Source organism: Tumebacillus sp. BK434 (assembly GCF_004340785.1).
Lineage (GTDB): Bacteria > Bacillota > Bacilli > Tumebacillales > Tumebacillaceae > Tumebacillus_A.
Window position 1 is genome coordinate 448,682 of record NZ_SLXS01000002.1, and the last position, 16,073, is coordinate 464,754.

2 protein-coding genes are annotated in these 16,073 nt (G+C 65.4%); both read right to left on the reverse strand.

Annotation, left to right across the window (positions count from 1 at the left end; translation table 11 throughout):
* Positions 1-12,816, reverse strand: coding sequence for a non-ribosomal peptide synthase/polyketide synthase (locus tag EV586_RS06430; RefSeq protein WP_165898362.1), 12,816 nt, complete (start codon positions 12,814-12,816; stop codon positions 1-3).
* A gap of 42 nt (positions 12,817-12,858) precedes the next feature.
* Positions 12,859-16,056 carry a non-ribosomal peptide synthetase gene (locus EV586_RS06435; RefSeq protein WP_132944249.1) on the reverse strand — a complete coding sequence of 1,066 codons (3,198 nt, stop codon included), beginning with the start codon at positions 16,054-16,056 and terminating at the stop codon, positions 12,859-12,861.
* Positions 16,057-16,073 lie beyond the last annotated feature (17 nt).

Here is a 16,073-nt window from a genome sequence, read left to right on the forward strand (position 1 = left end):
TTATTTCTCCTTCTTCATTCGGTATCCCGCACGGGAGCGCTTGGTCAGGCCGCTGCTGCCGCCCGAGGCGGGAGCGGGAGCGGCGTCGGTTGCTGCTGTCGGTGCGGCCGTTTGCGCCGCTTCTTGCACCGCGTGGTCGATCAGGGCGGCGAGCTCGGCGATCGTCGTCGCTCCAAACAGGGAGCGCATGCCGATCTCGACTTGGAACTGGCCGCGCACGCGGGTGATCAGCTTGGTGGCGAGCAGCGAATGCCCGCCGAGCGTAAAGAAGTTGTCGTGCACGCCGATCTCCTGCACGCCGAGCAGCTCCGTCCAGATCGCCGCCAGCTGTTCTTCTACAGCGTTGCGCGGGGCGACAAAAGCGGTGCTCAGCTCGTCGCGCGACAGTTCCGGCGCGGGCAGGGCTTTGCGGTCGACTTTGCCGTTCGGGGTGAGCGGCAGCGCGTCGAGCAGGACGATCGCCGACGGCACCATGTATTCGGGCAGGCGGTCTTTGACGCTCTGGCGCAGTTCGCCAGCGGTCGGCGGGGTGTCGCTCGTGGCGACGGCGTACGCGATGACGCGCTTGTTGCCCGGCTGGTCTTCGCGCACCAGCACGACCGCCTCGCGGACGTGCGGATGGTCGTTCAGCGCCGCTTCGATCTCGCCAAGCTCGATGCGGAAGCCGCGGATCTTCACCTGATGGTCGAGGCGGCCAAGGTATTCGATCACGCCGTCCGGCATCACTTTCGCCAGGTCGCCCGTCTTGTACAGCTTGCCTGCGCCAAACGGGTTGGGGATGAACTTCTCGGCGGTCAGCTCAGCGCGGTTGTGATAGCCGCGCGCGAGGCCGATCCCGCCGATGTGCAGCTCTCCGGCGACGCCGATCGGCGCCGGCTGCAGGAAGCGGTCGAGCACGTAGAGCCGGATGTTGGCGATCGGGTAGCCGATCGGCACGCTCTTGCGTCCGCTGTCCTGCGTGCAGGCCCAGTAGGTAACGTCGACCGATGCTTCGGTCGGGCCGTACAGGTTGTGCAGCTCGACCAGCGGCAGGCGACTGAAGAAGCGCTCCTGCAGATCGAACGGCAGCGCTTCGCCGGAGCAGATCACGCGCCGGAGCGAATTCAGCTCCTCGAGGCCCGTCTCGTCGAGAAACACTTGGAGCATCGACGGCACGAAGTGCAGGGTGGTGATGCGCGCCGTGGAGATCAGATCGCGCAGGTACGCGCTGTCCTTGTGCCCTTCCGGCAAGGCGACGACGAGGCAGGCGCCGGTAAACAGCGGCCAGAAGAATTCCCAGACCGACACGTCAAAAGAGAACGGCGTCTTCTGCAAAACGCGGTCTGTCGCGTCCAGCCCGTACATCTCCTGCATCCAGAGCAGGCGGTTGACGATGCCTTGGTGCGGGATCATCGCGCCTTTCGGGTTGCCGGTCGAGCCGGAGGTGTAGATCATGTAAGCGAGGTTGTCCGGGGTGACGTTGACCTCCGGGTTGCTCGCTGCAGCCAAGGCCACTTGATCCCACTCTGTGTCGAGGCACAGCACCTGCGCGGAGTGCGGCGGCAGCTGGCTGAGCAGATGCGACTGGGTGAGCAGCACGTCCGCCTGCGAATCTTCGAACAGGTAGGCGAGGCGCTCCGGCGGATAGGTCGGGTCGAGCGGGATGTAGGCCCCGCCCGCCTTCAGGATGCCGTAAAGGGCGATCACCATCTCGAACGAGCGCTCCATGCAGACGCCCACTTTGTCGTCCGGCCGGATGCCGAGCGCGCGCAGATGGTGTGCGAGCTGATTGGCGCGGGCGTTCAGCTCGGCGTAGGTCAGCGTTTCGCCTGCAAACATCAGAGCCGGTGCGTCTGGCGTTCGCTCCACTTGCGCCTCAAACAGCAAGTGCAGAGGGAGATTCATGTCCGGATACGTTTTCGCTGTCTCATTAAAGCCGTGCAGGAGCTGGTCGAGCTCTGCGGCGCTTTGGAACGGCAGGCGGCCGATCTCCGTGTCGGGTGACGTGACGATCGTTTCGAGCAAGGCGGTGAAGTGTGCAGCCATGCGATCGATCGTCGCGCTGTCGAACAGGTCGGTGTTGTATTCGAACTGTGCCGTCATGCCCTGCTCCGTCTCCATCATCGAGAGCAGCAGGTCGAACTTGGCCGTGTTGGCTTCCAGTTCGAGCGGCTGCAAGTTCAGCTCGCCCGCCCGCAGACCGGACAGCGGCGCGTTTTGCAGCACGAACATCACTTGGAACAGCGGGGTGCGGCTCATGTCGCGCTCCAGCTTCAGCTCGTCGACGAGCATCTCAAACGGCAGATCCTGATGCGCATACGCACCGAGCGCGCTGCTTTTCACGCGCTGCAGCAGCTCGCGGAACGTCGGGTTGCCGGTCAGGTCGGTGCGCAGAGCCAGCGTGTTCACGAAAAATCCGATCAGCGCTTCGACTTCCGCTTGGCGGCGGTTGGCGATCGGCGTGCCGACGATCAGGTCTTCCTGCGAACTGTAGCGGTGCAGCAAGGTGTTGAACGCCGCGAACAAAGTCATGAACAGCGTGCTGCCTTCTCCTTGCGAGAAGGAAAGCAGCTTTCCGGTCAGCCCGGCCGACAGTGTGAACGGCCGCACCGCGCCGCGGTAGGTCTGCACGGGCGGACGGGGGCGGTCGGTCGGCAGTTCGAGCAGGGGCAGGTCGCCTGCGAAGACCTGTTTCCAGTAGGACAGCTGCTCGTCGAGCACTGCGCCGGTCAGATGCTGGCGCTGCCAGAGCGCATAGTCGGCATACTGGATGCTCAGCTCCGGCAGCGGCGAAGCATGGCCGGCGGCAAACGCTTCGTACAGCAGGGTCACCTCTTGAAGCATCACGCCCATCGACCAGGCATCGGAGACGATGTGGTGCATGGTCAGCACCAGCACGTGCGCTTCGTCCTCAAGCTTGAACAGGGCGGCGCGCACGAGCAGGTCGAGCGCGAGTTGGAACGGGCGCTCCGCTTCTTCCGCGATCATCCGCTTCAGTTCCGCCTCCTGCTCCGCTTTGGAAAAACCGCTCAGGTCGCGCAGCGGCAGCGGGAGGTGGACGTCCGCTTGGATCACCTGCTGCCCGTCGCCGTCGACGGAGATCAAGTTCGTGCGCAGCGCTTCGTGGCGGCGGACGATCTCTTGGAACGTCGCTTCCAGCGCCGGGCGGTTCAGCGGCCCGTTTAGCTGCACGACGGTCGGCAGGTTGTAGGCGCTGCTCCCCGCGTCGAGCTGGTCGAGGAACCACAGGCGCTGCTGTGCATACGACAGCGGGAGCGCCTTGTCGCGCGGGCCGGCGGTGATCGGCGGCAGCAGCGCTTGGCGATCTGCCGCGTCAGCTTCCACTGCGATGCGCTCCGCAAACTCGGCGAGCTGCGGCCGCTCGAACAAGACGCCAAGCGGCAGGTCGATGCCGAACTGGTGGCGGACGCGGGAGATCATCTGCGTCGCGAGCAGCGAGTGTCCGCCGAGGGCGAAGAAGCTGTCAAAAGCGCCGACTTCCTGCACGCCGAGCAGGTCGCTCCAGATCGCGGCGAGCTGCTCTTCCAGCGGGGTGCGCGGCGCGGTGAACGCCTGCTCCGCATCGTCGCGGGTGTAGGCCGGCGCGGGGAGCGCTTTTTTGTCGATCTTGCCGTTCGGGGTGAGCGGCAGGGCGTCGAGCAGCACGAAGGCGGACGGCACCATGTACTCCGGCAGTTTGTGCTTGACCGTGCGGCGCAGCTCGGACACGGTCGGCAGCGCGTCGCCAACGGCGACCACGTACGCGGTGATGCGCTGGTCGCCGGGGAGGTCTTCGCGGACGATGACCGTCGTCTCCGCCACCTGTGGGTGCTGGCTGAGCACCGCTTCGATCTCGCCGAGCTCGATGCGGAAGCCGCGCACTTTGACTTGGTGGTCGAGGCGGCCGAGGTAGTCGAGCGAGCCGTCCGGAAGGTATTTCACGAGGTCGCCGGTGCGGTAGAGACGACCGGTGCCGCTCGGGTCGAACGGATTTTGGATAAACTTCTCGGCGGTCAGCTCCGGCTGGTTCAGGTAGCCGCGGGCGAGTCCGTCGCCGCCGAGGAAGAGTTCACCGGCCACGCCTGTCGGAACGGGCTGCAGCTGCGGGTTCAGCACGTAGGCCTGCGTGTCGGCCAACGGGCGGCCGATCAGCGGATGTCCGGTTGCCTCGCGTTCGATCAGGGCGTAGGTCGAATAGGTTGTGTCTTCAGACGGTCCGTAGAGGTTGTAGACTTTCTCCACGGTCGACACGCGGTACAGCGCCTGCACGAGCGAGCCTTTCAGCGGTTCGCCGGCGAGGTTGATCACGCGGGCGCTCGTCGGGATCGCTTCCATCCGCAAAAGTTCGGCGATCGCCGACGGGACGGTGTTGATCAGCGTCACTTCGTCTTTGGCCGGCAGCAGTGGCAGGTGCAGGGCGTTTTCGGCGAGGATGACCTTGCCGCCCCACGCGAGCGGCACGAACAGTTCGAAGATCGACAGGTCGAAGCAGACCGACGTCGAGAACAGCACGCCTGCGTATTCGTCGGCGGTGTAGACATCCCGCGCCCAGTGCACGAGCGTGCTCGCGCTGTGATGCTCGATGGCGACGCCTTTCGGACGGCCGGTCGAGCCGGACGTGTAGATGACATAGGCCAGACTGTTCGGCGTGGCGTCGCTGTGCGGATTGTCCGCTTGCGCAGCGGCCAGCGCTGCGCCGAACTGATCGAGGCAGAGCCGTTCACCGGTGTGGTGGTGCAGGCGGTCGAGCAGCTTTGCTTCTGTCAGCAGCAGGGCGACGTTGGCGTCTTCCAGCGTGTACAGGATGCGCTCCGCCGGGTAGTTCGGGTCGAGCGGCACGTAGGCACCGCCCGCTTTCAGCACGGCGAGGATGGCGACCGGCAGCTCCAGCGTGCGCTCGAGGCAGATGCCGACCAGGGATTCCGCTCCGATGCCTTTTTGCTGCAGCAGGTGCGCGAGGCGGTTGGCGCGCTCGTTCAGCTCCGCGTAGGTCAGGCGCGTTTCGCCGTCGATCAGGGCGATGCGGTGCGGCGTTTGGGCCGCTTGTGCTTCGACGAGCGCGGACAGCGTCAGTTGCGGGCTGCCGGATGCGGTGTCGTTCCACGCGGTGAGCAGCTGGTGCCGCTCCGGCGCGCTCAAGATCGGCAGTTCGCCAAGCGTGGTCTCCGGCTGCTGCACGATTGCGGTCAGCAGGTGCAGCAGGTGGCCGGCCATCCGCTCGATCGTCGCGGCGGTGAACAGGTCGGTGTTGTATTCGAGCGCTGCGCACAGCCCGTCGGCGCGCTCTTCCACGAACAAAGTCAGGTCAAATTTGGCCGTGCCGTTGTCGACTTCGACGCGCGAGACGTGCAGCTCCGGCAGCTCGAAGTCGGGCAGCAGGGCGCTTTGCAGTGCGAACATCACTTGGAAGAACGGCGTGTAACTTCTGTCGCGCGCCGCGCCGAGCTCTTCGACCAGCTTCTCGAACGGCACTTCATCGTGTGAATAAGCGCCGAGCGTCGTCTCTTTCACGCGGCCGAGCAGCTCGCGGAACGTCGGGTTGCCGGAGACGTCGGTGCGCAGGACGAGCGTGTTGACGAACAAGCCGATCGAGCGCTCGATCTCTTGATGCGTGCGCCCTGCGACCGGCGTGCCGACGAGCAGGTCGTCCTGTCCGGAGTAGCGGTGGAGCAGCGTTTTGAAGGCGGCGAGCAGGGTCATGAACAGCGTCGATTCTTCGCGGCGGCTCAACGCTTGCAGCGCGGCATGCAGTTCGGTCGGCAGGGCAAAGCGATACGTCGCGCCGGCATAGCGCTGCACGGACGGACGCGGCGCGTCGGTCGGCAGTTGCAGCAGCGGAAGCTCGCCGCCGAGGGCGTGTTTCCAATATGGCAGTTGCGCCGCCAGCACGCCGTGGGCCAGACGTTCCTGCTGCCAGTGGGCGAGGTCGGCATACTGGATCTGAAGCTCCGGCAGCGGCGACGGCTGTCCGCTGGCGAACGCTTGATACAGCGCCGCCCACTCGCGGATGAAGAGGCCCATCGACCAGCCATCGGAGACGATGTGATGGAAGGTAAGCAGGAACAGATGGTCTGCCGCATCCAGGCGCAGCAAGGTCGCGCGGAAGAGCGGGCCTGCTGCCAGCGTGAACGGACGGCTGCCTTCTGCGGCGGCGAGTTGCAGGGCCAGCGCTTCGCGCTCCGCTTGCGGATGCCCGGTCAGATCAACGCGGGACAGAGGCAGTTCGGCGCGGAGGGCGACGATCTGCTGCAGCTCTTCGCCGACGGGCAGGTAGGAGGAGCGCAGGACTTCATGGCGGTGCATGATCTCGCCAAGCGCCAGTTCCAGCGCCGCTTCGTTCAGTTGCCCGGTCAGGCGCACCGCGCCCGGGATGTTGTAGACCGGGCTGTTCGGCATCAGCTGATCGAGCAGCCACATCCGGCGCTGGGCGTAGGAGACGGGGAGCTGGTAGACGTCGAGCTCGTCCGCTTCAGCGACAGCGGCCGCTTGGCTGCGGGCTGCCTGCAGCTCTTGCAGGGCGAGGCGCTCCGCTTCCTGTGCGGCACCTTCTGCCGCCAGCGCGTCGATGTGCGCGGCGAGGCGTTCCACCGTCGGGTGCTCGAACACGTCGCGCAGCTTGAGCTCGACGCCAAACTGGCTGCGCAGGCGCGCCAGCACTTGTGCGGCGAGCAGCGAGTGGCCGCCGCGCTCGAAGAAGGAGTCGCAGGCGCCGACTTGCTCCGCGTGCAGCACCTCCGCCCAGATCGCGGCGACTCCCGCTTCTGTTGCGGTGCGCGGTGCGGTGTACGCTTGCGCTTGCGCTCCTGCCTCCGGGGCGGGCAGCGCTTTTTTGTCGACTTTGCCGTTCGGGGTGAGCGGCAGGGCGTCGAGCGCGACGAAGGCGGACGGCACCATGTAGTCGGGCAGCTTGTGCTGCACGGCGCTCTGCAGGTCGGCCGGACTCGGCTGCGCTTCGCGGTCGGCCGCCACCCAGTAGGCGACGATGCGCGGGTCGGACGGTAGGTCGGTGCGGACGATGACGACCGCTTCCTGCACGAGGTCGAGCGCGTTGAGCACCGCTTCGATCTCGCCGAGCTCGATGCGGAAGCCGCGCACTTTGACTTGCTGGTCGAGGCGGCCGATGTAGTCGAGCGACCCGTCCGGCAGGCGGCGCACCAAGTCGCCGGTGCGGTAGAGGCGTTCATGGCCCGATGCGGCAAACGGATTCGGGATAAACTTCTCGGCGGTCAGCTCCGGCTGGTTCAGGTAGCCGCGGGCCAGTCCGGCGCCGCCGAGGAACAGCTCGCCCGCCACGCCGATCGGCACCGGCTGCAGCTGCGGGCTCAACACATAGGCTGCGGTGTCGGTCAGCGGACGGCCGATCAGCGGATGTGCGGTGTTCCGCTCCATCAGGGCGTAGGTGGAGTAGGTCGTATCTTCGGACGGGCCGTACAGGTTGTAGACTTTCTGCACGGTCGGCACTCCGTAGAGCGCCTGCACCAAGGCCCCTTTTAACGGCTCGCCGGCGAGGTTGATCACGCCGGCGCGCTCCGGGAGGGCAGACAGGCGCAGCAGCTCGGCGATCGCCGACGGGACGGTGTTGATCAACGTCACTTCGTCACGCGCCGGCAGCTCAGGCAGGTGCAGGGCGTTGTCGGCGAGGATGACCGCACCGCCGCCTGCGAGCGGGACGAACAGCTCATAGATCGACAGGTCGAAGCAGACCGAGGTCGAGAACAAGGTGCCCGCATACTCGTCCGGCGTGTACACGCTGTGCGCCCACTGCACCATCGTTGCCGCGCTGTGGTGCTCGATGGCGACGCCTTTCGGTCGGCCGGTCGAGCCGGAGGTGTAGATGACATAGGCCAGATGGTGCGGCAGGACGGCGCTGTCCGGGTTGGAGGACGGGTGCGCGGCGATCTGCTCAGCCAGTTCGGCCGCGTCGAGGCACCAGGTCTGGCCCGGGTGCTGGGGCAGGCGGTCGGCGAGGCTCGCTTGCGTCAGCAAGACGGCGGCCATGGCGTCTTCCAGCGTGTACCCGATGCGGTCGGCCGGATAGTTCGGGTCGAGCGGAACGTAGGCGCCGCCCGCCTTCAGCACGCCGAGGATCGCGACGGGCAGCTCGGCGGTGCGTTCGAGGCAGATCCCGACCAGCGTTTCCGGGCCGACGCCTTGCGCTCGCAGTTCGTGGGCCAGACGGTTGGCGCGCGCGTTCAGCCCGGCGTACGTCAAACGCTCATCGCCTGCGATCAGTGCGGTGCGGTCGGGCGTCTTGGCCGCCTGCGCTTCCACGAGGGCGACGAGGGTGGTCGCGGGCAGGCCGGACGCATGTTGGTTCCACTCGTCGAGCAGAAGCGCACGCTCTTCCGCGCCGAGCATGTCCAGCTCGCCGATGCAGCGCTTCGGGTCGGCGGTCACCGCTGTCAACAGCTGCGTGAAGTGTCCGGCCATGCGCTCGATCGTCGCCGCGTCAAACAGATCGGTGTTGTACTCCAGCACAGCGTTCAACGCCCCGTCCTGCTCTTCGACGAACAAGGTCAGGTCAAATTTGGCTGTGTTGCTGTCCACCTCGAGGCGGCGCAAAGTCAGCCCTGGCAGGCCGAACTCCGGCAGCGGCGCGTTTTGCATGGCGAACATCGCCTGGAACAGCGGCGAATGGCTCATGTCGCGGGCCGGCTGGAGCTCTTCGACCAATTTTTCAAACGGGACATCTGCGTGCGCGGTGGCGCCGAGCGCAGCCGTTTTCACACGGCCGAGCAGCTCGCGGAACGCCGGGTTGCCGGAAGCGTCGGTGCGCACGACCAAGGTGTTCACGAAAAAGCCGATCAGCGCTTCCAACTCCGCCGCCCCGCGCCCTGCGACCGGCGTGCCGACGAGCAGGTCGGTCTGGCCGGAATAGCGGTGGAGCAGCGTGTTGAACGCAGCGAGCAGGGTCATGAACAGCGTCGCGCCTTCCTGCCGGCTCAGCTCGTGCAGCTTGGCGGTGAGCGCAGCCGGCAGGGTGAAGCGGTGCAGGCGGCCGGCGTAGGTCTGCACGACCGGGCGCGGACGGTCGAACGGCAGCTGCAGGAGCGGCAGGTCGCCGCTGAGCTGTTGTTTCCAGTAGGCGAGCTGCTCCGGCAGCACATGCGGCAAAAGCTGCTCTTGCTGCCACTGCGCGTAGTCTGCATATTGCAGAGGCAGCTCCGCGAGCGGCGAGGGCTGACCGTTCGTAAACGCCGCGTAGAGGCGCATCCACTCCTCGACAAACAGGCCGATCGACCAGCCGTCCGAGACGATGTGGTGGAAGGTGATCAGCAGCAGATGATCGTCGGCGGCCAGCTTGACCAGCGTCGTGCGCAGCAGCGGACCTTGGGCGAGGTCGAACGGGCGGGCCGCTTCTTCGGCGGCAGTCTGGTGCGCCTGTTCTTCGCGCCGTTCGCTTGGCACGCCGCTCAGGTCGATCTGCTGCAGGATAAGCGCCGGTTCACCGATCTGCTGCTGCACCGAGCCGTCCGCCTGATGGAAGGTGGCGCGCAGCACGTCGTGGCGGCGGAGGATCTCCTGCAGGCTCTGCTCCAGCGCCTGTTGATCGAGCGCGCCTTGCAGGCGCACCGCACCCGGCATGTTGTAGACGGGATGGCCCGGCAGCAGCTGGTCGAGGAACCACATGCGCCGCTGGGCGTCTGACAGCGGCAGGAGGTCGTTCGCGCCGCGCTGTGTTTTCACGATCGGCGGCAGGGCGGCAGCGGCTGCTCCGGCCAGATGTTGGGCGAAGTCGCCCAGCTCCGGTTTTTCAAACAGCAGAGAGAGCGGCACGTCGAGGCCGAACTGCTGGCGGACGCGCGAGATCATCCGCGTCGCCAGCAGCGAATGCCCGCCGAGGCTGAAGAAGTTGTCGTGCAGGCCGATTGGGTCTGCGCCGAGCAATTCTGACCAGAGCGCGGCCAGCTTGGTTTCCGTCTCGGTGCGCGGCGCGATGTATTCGGCCGTCGCGCCTGCAGGATCGGGCGCAGGCAGCGCTTTGCGGTCGATCTTGCCGTTCGGAGTCAGGGGCAGCGCATCCAGCAACAGGAACGCCGACGGCACCATGTAGTCGGGCAGCTTTTGTTTGACGGTGGTGCGCAGGTCGCTCGCGGTCGGGAGCGCCTCGCCTGCCGCGACGACGTAGGCGACGACGCGCTGGTCGCCCGGGAGGTCTTCGCGGACGATGACGGTCGCTTCTTGCACCTGCGGGTGCGCCAGCAGCACCGCTTCGATCTCGCCGAGCTCGATGCGGAAGCCGCGCACTTTGACCTGATGGTCGAGGCGGCCGAGGTAGTCGAGCGAACCGTCCGGCAGATAGCGCACGAGGTCGCCGGTGCGGTAAAGGCGTTCGCCTTCCGCAAACGGGCTCGGGATGAATTTTTCTGCCGTCAACTCCGGGCGGTTCAGATAGCCGCGGGCCAGACCGCCGCCGCCGAGCAAAAGTTCACCGGGCGTGCCGAGCGGAACGGGCTGCAGCTCCGGGCTGAGCACGTAGGCTTTGGTGCGCGGCAGGGGACGGCCGATCAGCGGTTGCATTTGACTCTCCCGCTCGATCAGGGCGTAGGTGGAGTAGGTCGTGTCTTCGGACGGGCCGTAGAGGTTGTAGACTTTCTCGACGGTCGGCACGCCGTACAGCGCCTGGACGAGCGAGCCTTTCAGCGGTTCCCCGGCGAGGTTGATCACGCGGACGCTTAACGGGATCGCTTGCATCCGATGCAGTTCGGCGATGGCTGAGGGCACGGTGTTGATCAAGGTCACTTCATCACGGGCTGGCAGTTCTGGCAGCGCCAGCGCATTTTCGGCGAGGATCACCTTGCCGCCGCCCGCGAGCGGGACGAACAACTCGAAGATCGACAGGTCGAAACAGATCGACGTCGAGAACAGCACCCCGGCGTACTCGTCCGGCGCGTACGCTTCATGCGCCCAATGCACGAGCGTCACGGCGCTGTGGTGCTCGATTGCCACACCTTTCGGGCGACCTGTCGAGCCGGACGTATAGATGACGTAGGCGAGGTCAGTCGGGGTGGAGCTGGCCGGCAGGTTGCCTGCACCGTTAAAAGCTGCCAGTTCCGCTTCGGCCGCATCGAGGCAGAGCAGCTCACAGCCATGCCCTTGCAGGCGATCAGCATGAGCGGTCTCGGTGATCAGCAGGGCAACGCTGGCGTCTTCCAGCGTGAACAGCACGCGCTCCGCCGGATAGTTCGGGTCGAGCGGCACGTAAGCGGCGCCCGTCTTCAGCACGGCGAGCAGAGCTGCAACGAGGGCGGCCGAGCGGTTCATGTACAGACCGACCAGCTTGCCCGGCGCAATGCCTTTTGCAGTCAAAAGAGAAGCGATCGCATTGGCGCTCGCGTTCAGCTCGGCATAGGTCAGGCGCGTTTCGCCGTCGATCAGCGCGATGCTGTCAGGCGTGCGTTCCGCTTGGCGTTCGAACAGCTCATGCAGACCGTGTTCCTGCGGATAGTCTTTGTCGGTGGAGTTGAACGCCACCAACAGTTGCTCCAGCTCCGCGTTCGACAAGAACGGCACTTCGCTTACCGGGCGCGACGGGTCTTGCAGGACGGCAGCGAGCAAGTTGCCAAAATGGCCGCCCATCCGCTCCATAGTGGCGCGTTCGAACAGATCGGTCTTGTATTCCAACTCCCCGCGCAGGCCGTCTGCCGTCTCGCTCATCGACAGCGTCAGGTCAAATTTGGCCGTGCCGCTGTGCAGGTCGAGCAGGCTCCACTCGAGCCCTTTCAGCTCTAAATTGGCCAGTGGCGTGTTTTGCAGTACGAAGAGCACTTGGAACAGGGGCGATACGCTCAGATCGCGCTCCGGCTGCAGCTCTTCGACGAGCTTCTCAAACGGCACTTCCTGGTGCTCATAGGCTGCCAGGGCCGATTTTTTCACGCGTTGCAGCACTTCGCGGAAGGTCGGGGCGCCCGTCAGGTCGGCGCGCAGCACGACGTTGTTGACGAAGAATCCGATTAAAGGTTCGACCTCTTCGGCATCGCGTCCGGCGACCGGCGTGCCGATGCGGAGATCGGTTTGGCCGGTATAGCGGTAGAGCAGCGTCTGGAATACCGCCGCCAGCACCATGAACGGGGTAGCTTGTTCCGTCTGGCACAGTGCTTGCAGCGGTTCGTTCAGTTCGCGGGGCAGGGCAAAAGCAATCGTCTCGCCGCTGACGCTCGGGCCGGGTGGACGCGGATGGTCGGTCGGCAGTTGCAGGGCGGGCGGTTCGAGGCCCAGTTCGTTTTTCCAAAATTGAATCATCTCGTCGAGCGCCTCGCCCTGCATCCAGTCGCGCTGGAAGTGGGCGTAGTCGGCGTACTGGAAGGGCAGCTCTTCCAGCGGGGAAGGCTTGCCGTCCACAAATGCGCCGTACAGCGCCGACAGCTCGCGGACGAGCACGCCCATCGACCAGCCGTCGGAGATGATGTGGTGGAGGTTGAGGAGCAGAATATGCTCCTCGTCCTGCACTTGATAGAGGTCGGTGCGGAAGAGCGGGCCTGCGCTCAGGTCGAACGGCAGGCAGGCCGCCTCGCGCACGAGGGCGATCAGTTGAGCTTCCCGTTCCGACTCGTCGAGCCGAGTCAGGTCGTGCAGGGGCAGGTGATGCTCCTGCTCGCTTTTCACCATCTGCATCAGTTCGTCATCCTGCAGGCGGAAGGTCGTGCGCAGCGTCTCATGACGGCGCACGATCTCCTGCAGGGCAGCTCCCAGCGCGGCGGTCTGAAGCGGTCCGCAAAGGCGCAGGGCGGCCGGCATGTTGTACAGGGCCTGCCCCGGGCTCAGCTGGTCGAGGAACCAGAGCCGCTGCTGGGCAAACGAGGCAGGGAACGCGTAGAGTTCAGGTTGTGTGGTCACAGTTGTTCGTCCTCTCTCTCTAGGTGTAAGAATCGATCCGGGTTAGAGCGTTCTGCGCTCCCGGTTCAGCTTTTTCATCGTCGGTCTGCTGGGCGCTGTGGCCTGCTGTTGCTGCAAGGTTTCGATCATCGTGGACAGCTCGGCGACCGTCGCCACTTCAAACAAGGAGCGCACCGGCAGTTCCACCGCGAAGACGGGACGAACGCGGGTGACGAGCTGCATGGCGAGCAGCGAATGGCCGCCGAGGTCGTAGAAATTGTCGTGGATGCCGACGCGCTCGATGCCGAGCAGCTCCGCCCAGAGCGCGGCCAGCTTGGTTTCCGTCTCGGTGCGCGGCGCGATGTATTCGGTCGTCGCGCTGGAAGGGTCGGGCGCAGGCAGCGCTTTGCGGTCGATCTTGCCGTTCGGAGTCAGGGGCAGCGCATCCAGCAACAGGAACGCCGACGGCACCATGTAGTCGGGCAGCTTTTGTTTAACAGCAGTGCGCAGGTCGCTCGCGGTCGGGAGCTCCTCGCCAGCCGCGACGACATAGGCGACGACGCGCTGATCGCCCGGCTGGTCTTCGCGGACGATGACGGTCGCTTCCTGTACCTGCGGGTGCGCCAGCAGCACCGCTTCGATCTCGCCGAGCTCGATGCGGAAGCCGCGCACTTTGACCTGATGGTCGAGGCGGCCGAGGTAGTCGAGCGAACCGTCCGGCAGATAGCGCACGAGGTCGCCGGTGCGGTAAAGGCGTTCGCCTTCCGCAAACGGGCTCGGGATGAATTTTTCTGCCGTCAGCTCCGGGCGGTTCAGATAGCCGCGGGCCAGACCGCCGCCGCCGAGCAAAAGTTCACCGGGTGCGCCGAGCGGAACGGGCTGCAGCTCCGGGCTGAGCACGTAGGCTTTGGTGCGCGGCAGAGGACGGCCGATCAGCGGCTGCTTTTGACTCTCCCGCTCGATCAGGGCGTAGGTGGAGTAGGTCGTGTCTTCGGACGGGCCGTAGAGGTTGTAGACTTTCTCAACGGTCGGCACGCCGTACAGCGCCTGGACGAGCGCGCCTTTCAGCGGTTCCCCGGCGAGGTTGATCACGCGGACGCTTAACGGGATCGCCTGCATCCGGTGCAGTTCGGCGATGGCCGAGGGCACGGTGTTGATCAAGGTCACTTCATCACGGGCTGGCAGTTCTGGCAGCGCCAGCGCATTTTCGGCGAGGATCACCTTGCCGCCGCCCGCGAGCGGGACGAACAGTTCGAAGATCGACAGGTCGAAGCAGATCGACGTCGAGAACAGCACCCCGGCGTACTCGTCCGGCGCATACGCTTCATGCGCCCAATGCACGAGCGTCACGGCGCTGTGGTGCTCGATCGCCACGCCTTTCGGGCGACCTGTCGAGCCGGACGTATAGATGACGTAGGCGAGGTCAGTCGGGGTGGAGCTGGCCGGCAGGTTGCCCGCGCCGGTGTGGGCGGAAAGTTCCGCTTCGGCCGCATCGAGGCAGAGCAGTTCACAGCCATGCCCTTGCAGGCGGTCAGCATGAGCGGTCTCGGTGATCAGCAGGGCAACGCTGGCGTCTTCCAGCGTGAACAGCACGCGCTCCGCCGGATAGTTCGGGTCGAGCGGCACGTAAGCGGCGCCCGTCTTCAGCACGGCGAGCAGAGCGGTTACGAGGGCGGCCGAGCGGTTCATGTACAGACCGACCAGCTTGCCCGGCGCGATACCTTTTGCAGCGAGATGGCTGGCGATCTGATTCGCGCGCGCGTTCAGCTCGGCATAAGTCAGTCGAGTGTCGCCGTCGATCAGCGCAATGCTGTCAGGCGTGCGTTCCACTTGGCGTTCGAACAGCTCATGCAGACCGTGTTCCTGCGGATAGTCTTTGTCGGTGGAGTTGAAATCCACCAACAGCTGCTCCAGCTCCGCGTCCGACAAGAACGGCACTTCGCTCACCGGGCGGGACGGGTCTTGCAGGACGGCAGCGAGCAGGTTGCCAAAATGGCCGCCCATCCGCTCCATAGTCGCGCGTTCGAACAGATCGGTCTTGTATTCCAGCTCCCCTTGCAGGCCGTCTGCCGTCTCGCTCATCGACAGCGTCAGGTCAAATTTGGCCGTGCCGCTGTGCAGGTCGAGCAGACTCCACTCGAGCCCTTTCAGCTCAAGGTTGGCCAGCGGCGCGTTTTGCAGCACGAAGAGCACTTGGAACAGGGGCGATACGCTCAGGTCGCGCTCCGGCTGCAGCTCTTCGACGAGCTTCTCAAACGGCACTTCCTGGTGCTCAAAGGCTGCCAGAGCCGATTTTTTCACGCGTTGCAGCACTTCGCGGAAGGACGGGGTGCCCGACAGGTCGGCACGCAGCACGACGTTGTTGACGAAGAATCCGATCAAGCCTTCAACTTCTTCCGAATCGCGTCCGGCGACCGGGGTGCCCATGCGCAGGTCGGTCTGTCCGGTATAGCGGTAGAGCAGCGTCTGGAACACGGCTGCCAGCACCATGAACGGGGTGGCATGTTCCGCCTGACACAGCGCTTGCAGCGGCTCGTTCAGCTCGCGGGGCAGGGCAAAAGCAACTGTGTCGCCGCTTACGCTCGTGCCGGGCGGACGCGGATGGTCGGTCGGCAGCTGCAGCGCGTACGAGTCGTGGCCCAGTTCGTTTTTCCAAAATTCGATCAGGCCGTCGAGCGCCTCGTCCTGCATCCAGTCGCGCTGGAAGTGGGCGTAGTCGGCGTACTGGATCGGCAGCTCTTCCAGCGGGGAAGGCATGCCGTCCACAAATGCGCCGTACAGCGCCGACAGCTCGCGGACGAGCACACCCATCGACCAGCCGTCGGAGATGATGTGGTGGAGGTTGAGCAGCAGGATGTGCTCCTCGTCCTGCACTTTAAAGAGATCGGTGCGGAAGAGCGGGCCAGCGCTCAGATCGAACGGCTGGCCGGCCGCCTCGCGCAGAAGGGTGTTCAACTGCGCTGCCCGTTCCGACTCATCCAGCCCGGTCAGGTCGTGCAAAGGCAGGTGATGCTCCTGCTCGATGCTGACCATCTGCATCAGTTCGTCATCCTGCAGGCGGAAGGTCGTGCGCAGCGTCTCATGACGGCGCACGATCTCCCGCAGGGTCATTTCAAGTGCTGCGGTCTGCAGCGGTCCGCAGAGGCGCAGGGCGGCCGGCATGTTATAGAGTGCCTGCCCCGGGCTCAGCTGGTCGAGGAACCAGAGCCGCTGCTGGGCAAACGAGGCGTGCAATGCGTAAAGTTCCGATTGTGTAGTCAAACGTGTTCTCCTCCCTA